The organism is Tautonia rosea, assembly GCF_012958305.1.
GTDB lineage: Bacteria > Planctomycetota > Planctomycetia > Isosphaerales > Isosphaeraceae > Tautonia > Tautonia rosea.
On record NZ_JABBYO010000001.1, the window covers coordinates 594,183 to 610,588 of the forward strand.

The 16,406-nt window shown below is 60.0% G+C and carries 11 protein-coding genes; 6 read left to right on the top strand and 5 right to left on the bottom strand.

The genetic code is table 11. The annotated features are described in order from the left end of the window. Window positions 1–121 precede the first annotated feature (121 nt). Window positions 122–1,354, top strand: coding sequence for a glycogen synthase (glgA, locus tag HG800_RS02365; protein WP_169973254.1), 1,233 nt, complete (start codon window positions 122–124; stop codon window positions 1,352–1,354). A gap of 63 nt (window positions 1,355–1,417) precedes the next feature. Here glgA and HG800_RS02370 read toward each other — a convergent pair whose 3' ends face one another. From HG800_RS02370 to HG800_RS02385, 4 genes are all read right to left on the bottom strand, one after another. Next, on the bottom strand, window positions 1,418–4,837 hold the full coding sequence (locus tag HG800_RS02370; RefSeq protein WP_169973256.1) for a beta-ketoacyl-ACP synthase 3: 3,420 nt from the start codon (window positions 4,835–4,837) through the stop codon (window positions 1,418–1,420). A gap of 131 nt (window positions 4,838–4,968) precedes the next feature. Continuing rightward, complete coding sequence (locus tag HG800_RS27165; protein WP_169973258.1) at window positions 4,969–5,229, bottom strand: acyl carrier protein; 261 nt, start codon at window positions 5,227–5,229, stop codon at window positions 4,969–4,971. Window positions 5,230–5,431: 202 nt separating this feature from the next. Then, on the bottom strand, window positions 5,432–6,169 hold the full coding sequence (locus tag HG800_RS02380; protein WP_169973259.1) for a CPBP family intramembrane glutamic endopeptidase: 738 nt from the start codon (window positions 6,167–6,169) through the stop codon (window positions 5,432–5,434). A 20-nt stretch (window positions 6,170–6,189) separates the two neighbouring features. Then, a complete protein-coding gene (locus tag HG800_RS02385; RefSeq protein ID WP_169973261.1) occupies window positions 6,190–10,092 on the bottom strand; it encodes an FtsK/SpoIIIE domain-containing protein in 3,903 nt (1,300 codons plus the stop codon). A gap of 374 nt (window positions 10,093–10,466) precedes the next feature. Here HG800_RS02385 and HG800_RS02390 point away from each other — a divergent pair, with 374 nt between their 5' ends. The 4 genes from HG800_RS02390 to HG800_RS02405 all read left to right on the top strand — a co-directional run bounded on the left by HG800_RS02390 (window position 10,467) and on the right by HG800_RS02405 (window position 14,233). Next, the gene (locus tag HG800_RS02390; RefSeq protein ID WP_169973263.1) at window positions 10,467–11,069 is read left to right on the top strand and encodes a D-sedoheptulose-7-phosphate isomerase; all 603 of its coding nucleotides are present in this window, start codon (window positions 10,467–10,469) and stop codon (window positions 11,067–11,069) included. Between the two features lie 30 nt (window positions 11,070–11,099). Then, window positions 11,100–12,098, top strand: coding sequence for an ROK family protein (locus HG800_RS02395; protein WP_169973265.1), 999 nt, complete (start codon window positions 11,100–11,102; stop codon window positions 12,096–12,098). 22 nt (window positions 12,099–12,120) lie between these two features. Continuing rightward, on the top strand, window positions 12,121–13,302 hold the full coding sequence (locus HG800_RS02400; RefSeq protein ID WP_169973267.1) for a mandelate racemase/muconate lactonizing enzyme family protein: 1,182 nt from the start codon (window positions 12,121–12,123) through the stop codon (window positions 13,300–13,302). Between the two features lie 682 nt (window positions 13,303–13,984). Continuing rightward, window positions 13,985–14,233 (top strand): hypothetical protein, encoded by a 249-nt coding sequence (locus HG800_RS02405; protein WP_169973269.1) that lies wholly within the window; start codon window positions 13,985–13,987, stop codon window positions 14,231–14,233. 86 nt (window positions 14,234–14,319) lie between these two features. Here HG800_RS02405 and HG800_RS02410 read toward each other — a convergent pair whose 3' ends face one another. Further along, window positions 14,320–15,531 (bottom strand): hypothetical protein, encoded by a 1,212-nt coding sequence (locus tag HG800_RS02410; RefSeq protein WP_169973271.1) that lies wholly within the window; start codon window positions 15,529–15,531, stop codon window positions 14,320–14,322. A gap of 253 nt (window positions 15,532–15,784) precedes the next feature. Here HG800_RS02410 and HG800_RS02415 point away from each other — a divergent pair, with 253 nt between their 5' ends. Continuing rightward, the gene (locus tag HG800_RS02415; protein ID WP_169973500.1) at window positions 15,785–16,330 is read left to right on the top strand and encodes a pyruvoyl-dependent arginine decarboxylase; all 546 of its coding nucleotides are present in this window, start codon (window positions 15,785–15,787) and stop codon (window positions 16,328–16,330) included. Window positions 16,331–16,406: the final 76 nt, after the last annotated feature.

Consider the following 16,406-nt stretch of genomic DNA (forward strand, 5'->3'; position numbering starts at 1 on the left):
TCTCTGAATTCCGTCTGACCGTTCGATCGCGACCACTCTGGGGCGTGGCATCCGACGCACGCTCGGCGTATCGTCAGGGAATGCGGCGCTCCCGTCGCGTTCTGAGTTCGAGGGGTGTTCCATGCGTATCGCGATCCTGACCAACGAATATCCTCCGCACATCTACGGCGGAGCCGGTGTGCACGTCGAATACCTGACCCAAGCCTTGAACCGGGTCGAACCCGGTCACCATTCCATTCAGGTCCTTTGCTTCGGCGATCAGTCAATCGAGGAGCCAACCTTCTCGGTTCGGGGCATCGAGCCAAAATACGAGTTGCCCTACCTCGACCCTCGACACAAAAAATTCAAGGAGACGATGCTCCGAAACCTGATCATGGCTGGCATGCTCGAAGATGTTGATGTGGTGCATTGCCATACCTGGTACACACACCTTGCTGGCTGCCTGGTCAAACAACTCGCCGGTGCGAAACTCGTCCTCACGACTCACTCCCTTGAACCCCATCGCCCCTGGAAACGTGAGCAGTTGGGCACGGCCTACGACGCCAGCACCTGGCTCGAACGCACTGCTTACCAGAATGCCGACGGTGTGATCGCAGTTTCCGATTCCATGCGCGATGACGTGCAGGAACTCTACGGTGTCTCGCCCGATCGGATTCGAGTGGTCCACAACGGAATTGATCTTCATCAGTACACGCCGACTCATGATCCCACCGTGCTGGATCGCTACGAGATTGATCGCTCGCTTCCGTTCGTCCTCTTTGTGGGTCGAATTACGAGACAGAAAGGGATCATCCACCTTGTCGATGCGATCAAGCACATTCAGTCAAACGTTCAGGTAGTTCTCTGTGCTGGAGCTCCCGATACCGAAGAAATCGGCCGCGAGATGACCGAGCATGTCGATTGCGCTCGTCGCGAAGCCCGCAATCCGATCCTCTGGATCCCCAAGGTCCTGCCCAAGGAAGACATCATCGCCCTTTATTCTCAGGCTGCGTTATTTGTCTGTCCGTCCGTTTATGAGCCCTTCGGGATTATCAACCTCGAAGCCATGGCCTGCGGGACGCCGGTTGTTGCTTCGTCCGTTGGCGGGATCAAGGAAGTCATTGTGCCCGAGAAGACCGGGCTGCTTGTTCCCTTCGAACCCCGGGGAGGTGCCGACGATCATCAGGCACACGAGCCGAACGACCCCGCAGAGTTCGCGAGAGACCTTGCCGCGGCCATCGACCGGCTTCTGAGCGATCCAGAACAGCTCAAGGATATGGGGATACGCAGTCGAGAACGGGTGGAACACTTTTTTAGCTGGGAGAGTGTTGCCCGATGGACAATGGATTTCTACTGGGATCTCGTTCAGGCATAATGTGGGTGTCCAAGGAGCCACGACCCAATCGATCGTGAACGAACTTGCGGAGGGCTCCAATCGTCATTTCTCCGATCGGAGCAAGGCTGCGCCAAACGTAAACCCGCCTCCAAAGGCCGTCAGGCCGATCGTGCGTGCGGCGTTCGTTCGTTCATGTGCTGTTGCAATGGCGAGCGGAATACTCGAAGACGATGTGTTCCCATACGCTCCCAACTCGATCAACACACGATCGGCGGGGAGCTTTAATCGCATGCGAATATCTTGAATAATCCTTGCATTTGCCTGATGAGGAATGAGCAAGTCGAGATCGCCAGGAGTGAGTTTCTCTCGCTCGCAAGCCGTTTCGAGCAGCGTGATCATCCTCCGCACAGCTTCCGCATAGACCTTCAACCCGTCCATCCTGATGTGACCATCTCCAGCAGACGGGACACGAAGAACGGTTCCCTGCTCACCTCGAGCCGAGAGAACCGGACGTTGAAGCTTGCCGAGGATTGATTCTTTGGGCAATTTGGATTCTGAGCCACCAATCAAAGTTGCGGTGGCGGCGTCTCCAAAGAGTATCGCCGTATCAAAATCATTCTGGTCTGCCAGAGGCGAGAGTGCTTCGGCAGTGACCAGGAGAACCCGAGCGCCGGGATGCGATCGCGTAAAATCATACGCGGTCGCTAATCCATAAAGGTAGCCCGAACATGCCGCAGAAAGGTCGAACGCCGGCACTTCTGGGCTCGTCGCCGAGGCTTCACCCAGCGCATGCAGAATTCGACACGCCAGCGATGGGGTCATCACGCCGGGAGTCCCCGTGCAACAGATCACCAGATCAAGATCCGTGGTAGTGATCCCAGCCGAGTCGAGCGACTGCTGAGCAGCCGAAACTGCGAGCGAAAGTACCGATTCATCACCTGCGAGGCGGTGGCGGCTTGAGATTCCCGTGCGCTTCAGGATGTCGTCCGTCGATCGCCCGGGAAAATGTTCTATCAACTCCTCATTGGACACAATCCTTGACCCAACCGCGACGGTCGGACGCACCAGCCGAATCGACGTGTCCGCATGGGCCGCGATCGAATGGACTGCGTCAGGTTGAGTTCGATGACGAAGAATCGGGCGACCGTGTTCCTCTCGCGTCGGTCGCCGCCGCAATGCCTGGACCTGGTTGTCGAGCGGTTCCAGTTTCAGTAACGGTGCACCAACTCGCAGGCTTTCTCCTTCCGAGGCAAGCAGGGTACGAATCCGACCACTGATCGGAGCGACAAAATCGAAGACTGCCTTGTCTGCAACCAACTCTGCGATCGGCGTTCCACTGCGAACGACGTCGCCTACGGTCACCTTCCAAGAGAGCACGGTCACCGATTCATCTGCCGGGCTCGGCCCTCGGGCTTCGATCGTCGTCGTACAGGGATCCGATTCTCCAGCATCCCAATCAAGCTTCAGCGTGAGGATCTCCGCAGCTGCTTCCAGGGTACGTCGGTACGAGGGTAGCACTTCAAGCTGAGCGGAGAAATTGCATGGAATATAGGTGTCAGGTCGTGTCACCCGTTTGAATTGTACGGTTGAACCAACGTGTTCAGCGACGTCGGCAACGACCTCGGCCCCGAATCCACAGGTCTGATTGTCCTCGTGAATCACGATCAAACGACCCGTGCGACGAGCCGATGCCCGCACCGCGTCCCGGTCCCAGGGGGAAAGCGATCGAAGATCGATCACGTCGCTGCGCAGCCCGGTTTGATCCTCAATGGTATCAGCAACCTTTTCCGCAATCGAGACGGTTGCCCCCCAGGTCACGAGGGTCAGCGCATCACCATTGCGGCAGAGTCGAGCGTGACCGATCGGCACAAGCTGGGTGGTTACATCAGCCGAGGTGGTCCGGTCGCGGTCATTGAGTGCGGTTTTTGGATAAAGGATGATGGTCGGCCGACCAGACTCGAAGGCCGCATTGAGCAACCCCGCGGCATCACCCGCGCTCGACGGCATGACCACATCCACACCAGGCACGTGGGCGGCCAAAGCTTCCATCGTCTGAGCATGGAAGGGACCAAGCCCCGGACGATACCCGCCGCAGGCAACCATCACGATGACAGGACAGGAAAAGCTGCCTGCACTTCGCCACCATAGGCTGCCGAGTTCCGAATGAATCTGGTTGAAGGCTACTGGTAAAAAGTCTGCAAATTGAACGAACGCCACCGGGCGTTCTCCCACGATTGCGCGTCCGATGGCACTGCCGATGATGGTCGACTCCGCAAGTGCTGCATTGATCACCCGACCGGGAAACGCGGTGCTCAGGCCCCGAGTGACGCCGAAGACGTCCCCCTTCGGATCTTCGATGTCCTGACCAGAGAGCGTGACACGTGGGTCGGTCTCGAGTCGGTGGCGAAGAACCTCTCTCATCGCCTCGATCATCGTCAGGCGGACGCCATTCTCCGCTCCTCGGTACTCGGACGAGGGATCACTCAGTCTTGGAGGCAAAGGCGCCTTGGCGGCAAAGACCGGCGCCGGTTCTGCCGCGTGGAGGGCCTCCTCCACCGCCTCTCGAACCACGCGATCAACCTCAGCGTCGATCTCATCAAGCATTTTTTTGGGAACGGCCGATTCAATCATCCGTTGGCGGAGGATTGCTAGGGGATCGCCGTGCTGTCTCGCCCGATCAACGTCTTCCGGTGCTCGATAAACGCGATCGTCATCCGCGTTCGAATGACTGGACAACCGTTCGAGAGAAATGACCGCGAGCGCAGGAAGCCGCTCGGCCCTCACCCCTTCGATGACCGGAGCGAGTTCCGATTGCAGTATCACCGGATCGCGTCCATCGAACCGATGAACGGGCAAACCGTAGAAGAGCTCGGGCTCTGGGTAACCTTCAGGAAGGGAAAAAAAGGTGGATCCCGCCGTGTGGGTCGAGATCGCGAGTCCATTATCCTCGATCAAAAACAACACCGGCAGCGACCGGCGCACTCCCTCGGCAATTGCCTCCAGCACCTCGCCTTGCTGCGACGCACCATCCCCCATCGAACACACGACTATCGGTTGGCCTGGGCGAGCAGCCATTGCCGCAGCAACCCCCACAGCCTGCAGCGCATGATTCCCGACAGGAACATTTTGACAAAGCAAATGTAAGGCAGGATCACCCAGAAACGGGGTCATCTGTCGACCCGCCGAAGGGGATGACTGACTAGCGACCAGATTGTGCAGCATTGACGAGGCCGTAACGCCTCGACCGAGGACGAGAGCTTTATCGCGGTAGTGGAGATGCAAGTAATCAGCGTCGCGGAGCAGCGGTGCGAGTACGGCCAATGCTTCATGGCCGATCCCAGAACAGGAAAAGAAAGCGAGCCCTCGAGCGGTTAGGTCCGCCTCGGCCTCATCGACCCGTCGAGCCGTCGCCATCGCCCGGTAGACAGAAACCCATGCGTCTCCGGAGATCGCCGGAACACGTTGGGTGAAACGACGATGCACGACGGGGGGGAGCCCCCTGCCTTGTTCCTGCTGATTCATGTCCCGTCCCTGGGTCGAATCCATCGAGGCAGGCCATTCGTACCACTCGGGCCTCATGTCATCCTTCGAGGCCAGGAGGGGGGAGCCGAAGGACCGGCTCCCTCGAACGTGCGTGTTTTGGAATGACGCGATCAGGCGGCAGACTTCAAGCGAAGCTGACGCCCCAGCTCGGTCATCAAATCGGAAACGTTTCGGAAGTCAGGAACTGCGTCGAGATCAAGCTCGATACTGTGCGCATCTTGAAGTCGCATCAAGACGGCCACCAGATCGAGTGAATCAAGCGACAGATCCTCGAACAATCGTGAATTCGGTTCGATGGCGGTTTGCCGGGCCGCTTCGCTGCAATCGCGAATCGCCTCGGTCACCGATCGGAACAGATCCGGTTCCGTCACGGGTCTCTCCCACCTCTGGCGTCTCTGCGATCGGTATCGGATGTCCAGCTTGAGTCAATCTGGTCCGAAACCGTGTTTGTATTCCTCTGAGCTCGGGGCAATCGCTTACGCGACCACCCGGGGAGTCATCGAGTGATTTCGGCCTGGGGAGGAACGTGACTTGAACGTTCTGCTTCCTTTACTCATCGCAACGCAGTCCGCGTCACATCGATGGGCGAAAGAGCACGTCGTAGCCGATGATTACGATCGCTACGTCGGCGAAGATGTGACTTACGTAAGAAGGCCAGAGCGTGCGGTCGTAGGCATACAAAGCCGACCAGACCACTGCCCCGAGGAACACCCCGACACTCCCAAGGATCACCAGGCCCCCGCCCACCCATGCCGAAAGGGCAACCACATGATGAATCGAGAACGCCAAGGCTGAGAGCCCCACCGCAATCCCTTGACGAACGTATTGCCCCATCCGTCTGGGAATGAGCGTTTCCAGGTTGCGAAAGACAAACCAACGCCAAACAAATTCTTCCAGCAATGAGTTGAGCAGAATGATGAATCCGAACATGGCCGCGAACTGGACCGGGTTGTCAAACCCGGTTTGCTGTGCCCGGTTTCGAATCTGAGTCAGATCCATCTGATCGGCGACCAGTCCGTAGCACCCCAGCATGACAAGCATCATGATGATCCCCGTCACAATGCCTGCAACAATACCAGACAGGCTCGGCCATTTGAGCAGAGGCTTCCGACGTTCGATCCGCAAGGTCCACAAGAGAGGGAATAGGACCATCCAGACCCGGCTCAGCAGATTAATGCTTAGTCCGATCGGGCCTTGCAAGGCAAGCAACATCGCCGCCACCCCTAAACTTTGGGCGGGGACGATCAGAATCAAGGCCGTGACAGCTCGACGCCGAGCTTGATCAAGTGTCTGCATCATAGCAATTTCCAAGTCGATCCATCCTTGAGGTGTCACAATCGACGAGTCAGGCGGCCGACCGCCTCTTCGACCCATCGCTCGGACGGCGGTCCGTACGGGCGGAATTTCTCGAACTGTCCCGCCTCCTCGGACACCAGCAAGGCGCGTTGCATACCGAGGCGATTGGCCAGCGGTGAATCGATCAACGTGGAGGAATCGGCCGACGACATCTGGAACAGGACCCGGTGCTCCAGTTCGCGAAGCGTCGCCCGGTCGAATGTTCGGTTCAGGTTGTTTAGCGTATCGACCCAAACGATTACATGGACTCCGTGCACGGGTCCATCCCGAAGAATCGTTCCGAGCAACTCCGATGGCTTGGCCGGCTCGTTCGGATCTGGAGTAGAGAAACTAAAATCGTCTTCACCCTTGCGAATTTGTCGGAAACGTTGCAGGTCGTGAATGAGCAGAAAAAGCGGAGCAGCATCGGTGATTCCCTCATCCCGCCTCCGCTCCACCTCGTTGGCAACCTCTGCGATGCTTGACTCCACCTGACCCCAGGAACTTGCGATCGCCTCGTTCGGGAGTGCTTGCGTGATCCGAGAAAGATCGCCCGCCCTCGGATCATCCCCCGGTGTTCCATCAAGCAAGACAAATCGTGCATCGGGCCGATGAGCAGCCAGGCTGATGATCGCCGTTGCCATCAAGCCTCGGGCGGCCTCCTCGTTTTGACCGACAATCAAGAGATGAGAACCGGCCAGTCTCCGAAAATGCATGGCTGTCGGGGCCTTGATCGCCACCGGCTCTCCGAGCCAGGCAAACGTGGCTTTCGGGAGCGGATCAGGGTAAGCCTCCGCCTCAAGCAACGTCGTCAACGGCTCGTTGTTGGCCGCATCAGGCGCAATGTTCCCCTCGAAGACGATCGGCTTTCGAATTCGGATGCCCCGATCGGTGGCCAGGTTCTCGATTCGACGAAGATAGTCCTCGCGACGCTCGTCGGGTAGCCAGACCACCTGAAAGATGTTATTTCCTTCAAGTCTTCCGTTTGCATCGTTGTAAATCGCCTCGCCGGGTCGCGAGAGCAGCCGAGCGGCGGTGTTGTCGTCGCTGAGGATCAGGCTGGCGTCTGCCTCGCTACACTGAAGCGCGATCCGCACCGCCATCTGACCGATGGTCGCCCTGGCGAGTGTGTACGCTCCGGCCAGCGTCTGCGAGCCGAGGTGCACGTGAATCCCGAACGCTCGCCCCTGGCGGACCAGGCGGTCAAGCAGCAGGGCGGCCTCCTGGGCGATCTTGTCGTCCTCGACGAAAAACTCCTGAAACTCATCGACGATCAACAGGATGCGAGGCATCGGTACGTCAGGACGAGCGGCCCGGAAGGCGGCGACATCCTGGGTACCCGCCTCCCGAAACCGATCGCCTCGCGATCCCAGTTCCGCATCGAGCCGTTGCAGCACCGAAAGGCCGAACTCGCGCTCGCTTTCCACCGCGATGACGCGGGCATGCGGCAAGCGATGCGTCGCGTAAGCCTTGAACTCGACCCCTTTCTTGAAGTCAATCAGGTACAGTTCAAGTTGATCGGGGGCATAGGTCAATGCGGCGCTCGTGATCATCGCATGGAGAAGCGTTGACTTTCCTGAACCCGTCTTTCCTGCAATCAACACATGCTGGGACGTTCCCGATCCAAGCTTGAGCTGCTGAATTTTCGTTGCTCCGGCCCGGCCAAGCGGGATCGATACCCCTTTCCCGCTATCCCCTCGCCAGTAGTCCTCTGGACGTGGTGCCAGGAAGTCGAACGGGACCTCGACCCGACTCGCCCCTTCAGCCCGCTTCCCTACCGCCCGTACGAGGCCCGAGAACACCTCGGGCGGCGGAGGTTCATCGAGCTTCAAGGGGAACCCGCCTTGCAGCGGATCGGTCCACCGCACCCGGCCTTCCCGCCATTGCAAGACCGCGCAATGCCGTTCGAGATCTTTCAGGTCGATTCCCTGCGGAAGTTCCTGACGAACATCTACGAGAACGATCACATGAACACCGCACCTCGGTCCGCTCTGTGCGATACTGAGGAGCCGTCGCGCTGCTGCCTCGTTGAAACGAATCGGAAAATCGGCCACGACAAGGAACCGGAACGGCTCGGCCACTTCCCCGGCCTTGGCATTGTATTCGGTGATCGATTGGTATTCGTTGCGCAAGTACTTTTGAATCACGTTCTCCATGTGCTCGGTCAGGTCTTGCAATCGCTGTTCGATATGCTGTGTCTCGGTCCAGACGCGGCTGGTCACGAGTTGCTCGTCGACATCGGCCAGGTGCATGAACGCGGCAAAGGTCTGACCTAGCCCAACCGGGTCGATCATCGTGAACCGTGCCTTGCCGGGTGGAAATCCGGTCAAGATGCGGAGCATGATCGCCTGCATCGCCCTCAGCACCGCCGGTCGTCCTTCCGCATCGGCCTTCAGCAGAAATGAGCAGCCTTCGGGGCACCGAACGATCGCTGGGGGATCAAAATGGTCGGGAAGCCCTTCCATCAAGGTGGGGTCTGCTGGCCTTCCCTGGGGAAACATGTCCAGATCCACTCGGAGCCGACCGAACCGCAGCGCCGGGGGTACCTCCTTCGGAACAGGGGCATCCTCTCTCCCCGCCTCCTCAAACCTGGGAAATCGGCTGGTGATCTCTTCATCGACCAGCGCTAGGGCATCGCGCACCTCGGCGAGTCCGTTACGCCAGCGATTGGCCAGAGCGTCGGCCTCGGCTTCGGTGTGCTGCCGAGCGGCCAGGGTCGCCTGATCATATTCGGCGTTCAGGCGATCCCGTTCTTTCTCGAATTGAGTCTGGATCTCCGGTGTCATTCGAGCCACCTCCTCAGTGATGCGGCGGAGGAGGTCGTCTCGCGTTGTGGTGGTCTCTGCGATGGCAGTCTGATGGGCCTCGTTGGCCGAAGCGAGAATGGCCTGGGCTTCGGTTCGAGCCTCGGCCGCGGCGGTCTTGGCTCGGGCATCGGCGGCAGCTTGCTCGCGATCGCGAGTGCTCAGGAGTTCCCTTTCCCGACGATCATGAGCAGCGACCGCCTCCTTGCGCGAGCGGACGACCTGATCGGTGGCACTGCCGATTGCCTTTTGCAACGGTCCCAGGGCCCGCTGAACCTGAACGCGAGCCGTCGCATAGAGCCAGATCGTCAGGATGACTCCCACCACCACGCCGATCCCTCCACCTGCCGCCGGTCCGATCCAACCCTCGCGGAGAAAGAAACCCGCAATGGCTCCCAGGATGGTGGGGCCCAGCACCATTCCCGCCGGTCGAATTCCTCGAAAGAGCCTGGGAAGGGCAAGGTTGCGCAGGTCGTCGAAGCGGTTCTCCGCCTCATCGAGTGCAAGATTGGCGGCGTCGGCCGTGGGGTGTTCGTCCGTCGTTATGTTTGCCCCCGGCTCGACCTCAAGTCCCTTGACTGCCGATTGCAGGCGGCATGCGCTTAAATGCTGATCAATCTCGGCCCGAATGGCGATCAGTCGGCTGTTGACCTCGGTCAGTTGATTTTGGGTCCGTTCGAGTTCCCCTTTGGCGTCGTTGAGCCCCGCCTCGCAAATCGTACCGACCTCCCATCGATGGTCGGCCTGAGCTTGCTTGATGGTTTCGATCCGCTCCCGATACTCCTGCTCGGCGCGGGTTTTTTCCGACTTCAAGGTGGCGTCGGCCTCCGCTTTTCTGGCTTCGAATGTGGCAGTTGCCTTAGCAGGAATCTCCTTCGCGCGTTGATCCAGTTCGGCACGTTGCTGCTGAAACCTTCGGTCGTTCGCCTTGTTCGCGTTTTCGAACGCTCGACGGGCGGCCTCGGTTCGTTGTGCGTGATCCTGATCCAGCTTGGTTTCAGCCTCGACTCGTTCAGCCACCCGCTGAGCGAGTGCCTTCAATGCGGACACCAGCCGTCCGACGGGTTCTTGAGCGTTCCTCATCTGTTCCGACATCGGGACGTGCCCTCCGCTTGCGATTGGCTCGACTTCAACGATGGATGGCCCGTCCCTGCGTCTGAGTTCGACACCTGGAGGATCGTTGCAAGGGCGTCGAGATTCCCTCTGCCCAGTTCCTCATGCACGATGACGTGTTCCACCGATCATTTCCGCCCAGCCCTTCTGAGACAAGAGGGCCTTGGTCTTCCTTCCCAACTGCGTTACGTCTCGGACCGCGTGATCGGACCGACCCGAACGAACCCAGAGAAACCCGCGTTCCCGAAGTCCCGCTCCTGGAATTGGCGCGATCGACTATCCCGGCTATGCTCGGAATCAATCGCCTAAACACCTCCAAAGGGCTCCGAGTGACCTCATCAAGGACGGACCCCCTCATGCTCGCCGCGAACCTCGGTGCCAGGGAGTATCTCGATCGTGTCTGCCGCGAGATCCAGCGGATCGACGCCGCGCAACTTGAGACGGTGGCCGAGTTGATCGAGCGTGCCTACCACGCTAATCGGTTCGTCTTCGTCATCGGGAACGGCGGTTCGGCGTCGAGTGCCTCGCACCTTTGCGAGGACCTCAACAAGTGCACCCTGCGTGACTTCGAGTCCCAAAAGCGCCTCAAGGTCCTGAGCCTCACCGACAATACTGCGGGCATCATGGCCTGGGCCAACGACGAAGGCTACGACCGCGTCTTCCTCGAGCAGTTGAAGACCTACGCCTCACCCGGGGATCTGCTGCTAGCAATCTCCGGATCGGGGAACAGCCCGAACATTCTCAAAGGGGTCGAATGGGCCAACGCCAACGGATTAACGACCGTCGGTATCACCGGCTATTCCGGCGGCAAGCTCTTGGAAATGGCTCATCACAGCCTCCACTGCCCGGTCGATGACATGGGCACGGCTGAGTCGCTGCACCTGGTTGCCTTCCACTGGCTCATTGGTGACCTCTACCGACGCATGTCCGGGTCTGATGCCTCGGAATCTTCGGCTTGACCCCTTATTGAGCCTGAGAGGCGGCTCGTCATGGCCAAACCGCTCTTGCTCGGCGTCGAGATCGGCGGCACGAAACTCCAGGTCGGCCTCGGTCATGGCGATGGCTCAATCGTGCAACTCCGACGAGCTCGGATCCATCCGGCCTCCGGGGCCTCGGCCCTCCGCGATCAGATTCTCGAAGAGGCTGACCGCGCCTGTTGGGCTCACAGCCTGACCCGAGATGCGATCGAAGGCGTCGGCATCGGCTTCGGCGGCCCGATCGATGTGGAACAGGGAATCACGATCACCTCGCACCACGTTTCCGGCTGGGATCGCTTCCCCTTACGTGACTGGGGCCGATCGCAATTCCAGACCGAGGCCGTATCGATTGAAAACGACGCCGATACCGCTGGCCTGGCCGAATCCCGCTTCGGGGCCGGCAAAGGGGGAGCCTCCCCCTTGCTCTACGTCACAATCGGGAGCGGGGTTGGCGGCGGCCTGATCCTCGACGGCCGAATCCACCGCGGGACCGGTCTCGGCGCGGCCGAGATCGGCCACGTCTGGGTCATTCCTCCTGACTCGAATGGCCAGGGGGGCCGGACCGTCGAGCAATCCGCCTCCGGCTGGTCGATCACCCGGTTTGCCCGAGAGGCGATCGCCTCTGGACAGCCAGGGGCGGAAACCCTCTCTGATCTCGTTGATGGCGATCCCGAACAACTCAACGCCGAGGTCGTCGCCATGGCCGCCGGCCTGGGAGACGCCCGTGCCCTCGCGATTCTCGAACAGGCGACCCAGGCGCTCGCCGCTGGCCTGGCCCATGCCGTCACCCTGATCGGGCTCAAGCGTATCGTTCTTGGAGGCGGTGTTTCCTTGATCGGAGACGACCTCTGGTTCGCTCCGATCCGCCGTCGCCTCGATCAACTCGTCTTTCCCGGCTTCCGAGGTTCGTTTGACCTCGTCCCTTCTGCCCTCGGCGAGTCGGTCGTGATCCAAGGCGCTCTGGCTCTGGCTCGTGATGCCTGGCTCGCAAGCCGACAGGGTTCCCGATGAGGAACAAGGGGGATCGTCGCGTATGCGGATCACCGATCTGGAAGTCCTGGTTCTCGGAACGTCCTGGCGGAACCTCACATTCGTCAAGCTGATGACCGACGACGGCCACGTCGGTCTCGGCGAGGCTCGTCTCACGAACCGGACCGAGGCACTTCTGGCCTACCTCAACGCGATCAAGGATCGCTACGTTCTCGGCATCGACCCCTTCGACACGGAAAAGCTCGTCCACACGATGATCCACGGCGATCAAGGAAGGCCCGGCGAGATCGTCACCACGGCCATTTCCCTGATCGAGATGGCCTGCTGGGACCTCAAGGGTAAGGCGCTTGGCGTCCCGGTCTACAAACTTCTAGGTGGAGCCGTCCGAGACACGATCCCTGCCTATGCGAACGGTTGGTACCGCGTCGATCGCTCTCCTGAATCCTTCGCCGAGGCCGCTCGACGGGTCGTCGCCCGAGGTTACCGCGGCTTGAAGTTCGACCCCTTCGGCACCCTCCACGGCTCGTTGTCCCGGTCCGATCTGCTGGAAGTCGTTCAGCTCTGTGAAGCCGTTCGCGAGGCGATCGGGCCGGATGTTGAGTTGTTCCTCGACATGCACAGCCGGTTCGGCGTAACCGATGCGATCCGAATGATCCGGGCCCTCGAACCGCTCGACCTCGGCTGGGCCGAGGAACCGGTCGATCCGCTCGACGCCCAGGGGCATCGCCGCGTGGCCGACGCCGTGTCCATTCCGATTGCCACCGGGGAACGGCTTTACCAGACAGGCGAATTTCTCCCCTTCCTCGAACAGCGATCTTGTGCGATTCTTCAGCCCGACCTGACGCACTGCTGTGGGGTCTCCGAGCTGAAAACCCTGGCCTCACTGGCCGATCGTTTCGGAATGCTCGTCGCTCCCCACAATGTCGCCGGGCCGGTCGCCATGGCCGCGAACCTTCACATCGCGGCCACCTTGCCAAATCTCCGGATCATGGAGACCTTCAACGATTTCGAGGCCGATGCTCCCCTGCCGTCCGGTCAATCCGGCAATCCGGCCCTGGCTGCGGCGTCTGGATGCCCAGCGGTCTCGCAAGGGGTCTTCCCACTACCCGATGGACCTGGTTGGGGAGTCACTCTCAATGAGGAGGTCATTCGATCCCTTCCCTTTCGACCAGGACATTTCAACATTTTCGCTCCCGACTGGCACAAGCGGCAGGCCCTGGAGTAAGGGGCCTTAGCTCGGCCAATCCCTCGTCAACCTTCTTGGCACGAATGCCCATTCCTTGGGCATCATGCCGTTTCGAGAATCGACTGCCAAAATGTCTCATCTCCCCAGGAACGGTTTCGTTCAAGGTTTCCGATCGTCCCTGGGTTCCGTGTCTTTCCGTCGTTTCCGGTTCCAAAGACTGCCGGAACTTCCCGGCGAACACAGCAGCGCTCTTTCCTCAGAAGCGTAACGCTTGATTGGACAAGGGGCTGCGGTGAGTTCTCCAGGGTCTGGCAATCGGGTGAACTCCATCCACGTCCGTCGTGTCATGTTTTCTGAACGAAACATCGGGCGAAATCGAACGCGATTGGTTGGATGGAATTCTGTGCCTTTTCCTGGACCCGGCCCCTGGTTTGCTCCTACAGTTCTCATGTCCGAAGTCAGTGAGGGTCACGCTTCCGATTCCGGAAGTATCGACAGAAAGGATTCAGCCCTTCGAGACACGTCGGGGCTCAAGGGCGGATCAGGTCTCAAATCTCCCGGCAATTCAATCCGAGGGTGATTGGTTCGACCCGAACTTCGAAGATCGAAAATCGAGCCGTCCAGCGTCACTCGGGTTTTCTATCGTCTACATTATCAATGGGGCGTCTCACGACGCCGAGACCGGCCAGGGATGGTCCTCATACCGCGGGGGGACTCGCCGATGCTCTCGACGAAGAAACTGTCCGATGTCCAGCTCTGGCAGCGCAACCTCGCCTCGTTGATCCGGTCGGGGTTGTTTCTCCGAGCGGACGTCGGCGAGTCGAATGGGCTTCGTACCATCGTCGGAATTTACGGTGATGGGTCGTCCTCGGCTCCGATGGCGAAATATGCTGATCTTCGAAGGGCCGAAGACGCCCTGGAGATCATCAACCGTCTCGTCGAATCGGGCCAGGCAGCTGAGGTCAATTGATCGTCGCCTTCTTTTGATATCATCGACCGGCTGGGAAAATCACTGACAACTCCTGGCATTCGCCCCATCGCCCGAACGATCGTGTTTCACGGTCGTCTCGGGCGTTTTTCATTTGCCGAGGGAGCTTGACCTCGAACCGGATTACTCCGCAACGGACGCTTCGGGCCGGTAGGTCGATCAGTTGGAGACGCAGCCCAGCCGATCTCAACGGCGGTCAGCGGGTCCACGTGCAGTCGTGAAAGGGATTCGATTCCCAGGACCATGATATCGCGTTCACTGACGGTCCCTCTCGGAAAGCTGGCAAGGGAGACGTCGTACTTGTCACTCGCACCAAAGAGGTGCATCAACTCGTGAACGAAGGTGATCGGATCGGCGAACGGTGGGCCTGCCATCGGAGCCTCGAAGTCATCTTCCCGGGCATAGCAAACGGCCACGGCCACTCCGGGAATCCCGGTCGCGTCACTCGGCAAGGCGATGGACTTGCCGGCGCGTCGGACATGCAGCAGCCAGACGATCTGGTCGGCCTCGATTCGGCGGCCGATCCGACCGAGCAGATCTACGGGGTCCACGAAGCCGAGCTGACTCGCCGATCGGCTGAGGATTCCGAGAATCCGAGACTCGGCGTCCGGGTCGGGCAGTCCGGCATCCCCCCATTCATCGGGTCGAAAGATCGCAACCTCGCGGTCGGTGTCCTCCTCGACGGTTGCAAAGAAGCATTCGGCCAGGTCGAGATTGACCGGAACCTGCCATCGAATCGCCTCCCGTTCGATCCAGGCTCCCGCCCTTCGCAAGGCGCGATGGGCCTTGATCAACTCATCGATCGACCAGGCCTTCCCATCCCGACCCACAAAGAGCGAGACCATCGCCACCCGTCCGAGTAACGGAGGAAACCGACGTCCCCAGACTCGATAACTCCGGAAAACTCCCTCCTCCGGACGCGGCTCCAGCCCTGCAAACCGGCGGAACTCCCATCCCTCGACCGGAGAAGCCCCCTTCACTCCCACGATCGGAATGACGCCCACCTCCCCGTCTGCGGGACGCTGGTCGTGAGGTGTTGATGAAGGCGCGAGCGTTCGATCGGTCGAGAATTCGTCCCCATCGTCCTGATCCCTGCGTCGATGCCGTGTCGAGACCACCGCCAGGAATCCCAGTCCACAGCCGACCAGGACTCCGAGCCCGATCGGCAGCCAGGCGATCCCATCCTCCGGGTTCCGATTGATCGTGAAGAGCGCGGCTGATCCGAGGACCAGGCCTGCACCGATCCACCCGGTCTTCCATTGCCAACCCGACTGACGCATCGGTGTCGAAGCCTCGGCTCCGGTCTCCTGGAATAACGACCTCGTCCTCAATGATTGATCTTACCCGAACCGAACCGACGAAATCGCAGCTTCCCGAGCCTTCGAGGAACTGCGACTGCATCTCTTGTCGAGAGGGTCCTCGAACGGATACAGTGATCCATTCGATTTCTCCGGACCCTCCGGGCGACTCGTTTCGCCACATCCTGGTCAACTCCGATCCGGGATGGCTACTCACGGGAGCAAGAACTCCGAAATGTATGTCCCCAAGAAGCTGTTCTTCACCAAGGGCGTTGGCGTGCATCGTGAGAAGCTTTCAAGCTTCGAGCTGGCTTTGCGTGATGCTCGGATCGCCTACTATAACCTCGTTCGCGTATCGAGCATCTTCCCTCCGAACTGCGAGGAGATTTCGATCGACGAAGGGTTACCGCAGCTTCAACCCGGCCAGATCGTGCATTGCGTCATGAGCGAGTGCGCCACGGCCGAGCCGAACCGACTTTGCGCCGCCAGTGTCGGCGTGGCGATCCCTCGCGATCGCAACCGCTTCGGCTACCTCTCCGAGCACCACGCCTACGGCCAGAGCGAGAAGTTCGCCGCCGACTACGCCGAGGACCTGGCCGCCGAGATGCTCGCCACCGTGCTCGGCGTTGAATTCGACCCCGATAGCTCCTGGGACGAGAAGCGCGAGATCTGGAAGATCGCCGACGTCATCTACCAGACCAAGGAAGTCACCGCCACAGCCGTCGGCCATGCCCGAGGGCACTGGACCACCGTCGTCGCCGCAGCCATCCTCTTGCCCTGAGTGTCTAGATCCGTGCGGCCGTGATTGATCCAGGCGCCGACAATGGGCGGGGAAGCGAGCCTTGACTTGCCTCCCC

Excerpts from the sequence above, each read along its gene's own strand:
- HG800_RS02415 (WP_169973500.1), top strand. The coding sequence starts at position 15,785 with ATGTATGTCCCCAAGAAGCTGTTCTTCACCAAGGGCGTTGGCGTGCAT.
- HG800_RS02390 (WP_169973263.1), top strand. The coding sequence starts at position 10,467 with ATGCTCGCCGCGAACCTCGGTGCCAGGGAGTATCTCGATCGTGTCTGC.
- HG800_RS02370 (WP_169973256.1), bottom strand. The coding sequence starts at position 4,837 with ATGAATCAGCAGGAACAAGGCAGGGGGCTCCCCCCCGTCGTGCATCGT.
- HG800_RS02400 (WP_169973267.1), top strand. The coding sequence starts at position 12,121 with ATGCGGATCACCGATCTGGAAGTCCTGGTTCTCGGAACGTCCTGGCGG.
- HG800_RS02395 (WP_169973265.1), top strand. The coding sequence starts at position 11,100 with ATGGCCAAACCGCTCTTGCTCGGCGTCGAGATCGGCGGCACGAAACTC.
- glgA (WP_169973254.1), top strand. The coding sequence starts at position 122 with ATGCGTATCGCGATCCTGACCAACGAATATCCTCCGCACATCTACGGC.
- HG800_RS02405 (WP_169973269.1), top strand. The coding sequence starts at position 13,985 with ATGCTCTCGACGAAGAAACTGTCCGATGTCCAGCTCTGGCAGCGCAAC.
- HG800_RS02410 (WP_169973271.1), bottom strand. The coding sequence starts at position 15,531 with ATGCGTCAGTCGGGTTGGCAATGGAAGACCGGGTGGATCGGTGCAGGC.
- HG800_RS02385 (WP_169973261.1), bottom strand. The coding sequence starts at position 10,092 with ATGTCGGAACAGATGAGGAACGCTCAAGAACCCGTCGGACGGCTGGTG.